We start from the raw sequence: 2,086 nt of genomic DNA on the forward strand, positions 1-2,086 counted from the left end.
GGGACGATGGGGCAGTTTGGATGTATCCAGGGAGTCTGGGGTAGTACCGTTTTTAACGCGGGACGGAACCCAGGAAAACGACAACGATAAAATAAAAGACACACAACAGAACTCATCGCAGCAGCATCGTAAACCGACAAGCACAGCGCCCGGGTCTGGTCATCTGCCCAATGCGGCGGCGGTGCTGGGGGCGCTGACCGGCCTCGCTGCTGTCGGCCTGGCAGCATCGGCCACCCGTGACAGCGACCCGCCGATTCCGGTGGCGGATGCCAAAACCCTGGGCGAGATTGGCCGTAACCCGAACTATCCACCCAATGGCACTTACCGGCAAACTGTTCCGTGTATTGATGGTGGCCAATTGCAATCCATCGGTAATGAGACCCATCCGTTTACCGGCATCTTCCATGGTGAAAATGGTACCATCGGTAATCTCAGACATTGCCTGATAAAAAACCTGGCCGGTGAAGGCCTTGTCGTTCGCCTGCGCTTGACTAATGCCAATATAACGTCCAAAGGCCCGGCGGCAGTGGTGGCCTGTGAAATTTCTGAAAATGCCACGATCAGTAATATCCGGGTTGAAAATGCTCATGTAAGTACTTCGGGCCGTAAAGCCTATGGGGGAGTTGTAGCAGGCATTGCCAAAGGAAAGGTTGACAACACCATGGCGGTGAATTGCACGGTTCGAACTTCAGGCAAGCTTGCCCGTGGGGGAGTTGTAGCAGGCATTGCCAAAGGAAAGGTTGACAACACCAGGGCAGTGAATTGCAAGGTTCTAACTTCAGGCGAGTCTGCCCATGCCGGTGTCGGTGCAGGAATGGTTGATCACGGAACCGTTGCTGACACCAGGGCAGTGAATTGCAAGGTTCGAACTTCAGGCAGGCTTGCTAAAGCCGGTGTCGGTGCAGGAAGGGTCAATCGCGGAACCGTTGCTGACACCACGGCAGTGAAATGTAACATCATAACCGAAAAAGTAAGAGCAGACGCGGCTATCGGTGCAGGCCACGTTAATAATGGCACTGTTGCTAACACGACAGCGGTTGATTGCCACGTTAAAACCGGGGGCGATGAGGCTTATGCCGCTATTGGAGCTGGACATTTGCGTACAGGAATCGTTACCTATACCAAGGCACTGGACTCCACAGTCAACACCACCGGTATATTTGGGAGCGCCGGTATTGGCTCAGGCGCTGTTGAAAATGGAAATGTTGCCAACACGACAGCGGTTGACTGCCACGTTGAAACAGTGGGCAAGGGTGCAAATGCCGCTGTTGGAACGGGATCTATTAAAGGTCGTAGCCTCGTTGAACGCACCACAGCGTTGAGCTGCACGGTCAAAACCAAAAAATATTTGGGACGTGCAGGCATCGGAGCTGCAATTGCTTATGATGGTGGCACCGTTGCCTGGAGCACAGCGGTAAATTGCAATGTTACAACTGCCGGTGATATGGCCAATGCAGCTATCGGCATAGGAGAGCTTGAAAAGAGTGCAACCGCTGCCAACACCCTGGCAGTGAACAGTAATGTCGCAACGAACGGCACTCGGGCATATGCTGGTATTGGGGCAGGGCGGGTTAATGAGACTAACGGTAATACCGTTACCGTTACCGATACCACGGCGGTTAATTGCAGGATCGAAGCCCTGGGTTTAGAGGCAGAGGCCGATATCGTCAGTAATCATACCCGGGTTTGTAATACCTATCTTATCGATATGGTTAACGATAGGGTATTTAACAGTCCTGGTATCTGTCCGCTGGATCTGGATGATGTGTGTAAACCTGTCGCTCATCCGCTCTCGCTCTTGCTCCCGGATTGCCAACCCAAGCAAGAGTATCTTGACCAGTTAGGCATGCCACGCAATTTCAGCAGTGATTTCTTCTCCGTCGAAACCCTGCCCATGGCATCCGCCATCCCCTTTTCCGACCTGCCTTGTCCTGCACCATCGGCCGCTTGTGACAGCGAACCGATTCCGGTGGCGGATGCCGAAACCCTCGGCATGATTGGCCGTAACAAGAGCTATCCACGCATTTGCGATTACCGGCAAACTGTTCCGTGTATTGATGGTAGCCAATTGCAATCCATCGGTAAT

The 2,086-nt window shown here is 53.1% G+C and carries 1 protein-coding gene; it reads left to right on the forward strand.

From position 1 onward, the window contains the following. A partial coding sequence (locus tag KDK15_RS06395; RefSeq protein ID WP_257294535.1) for a hypothetical protein occupies nt 1-2,086 on the forward strand: 2,086 nt, incomplete at both ends.

Origin of the sequence: Endozoicomonas sp. YOMI1 (genome assembly GCF_024606345.1) — a bacterium.
Taxonomy (GTDB): Bacteria; Pseudomonadota; Gammaproteobacteria; order Pseudomonadales; family Endozoicomonadaceae; genus Endozoicomonas.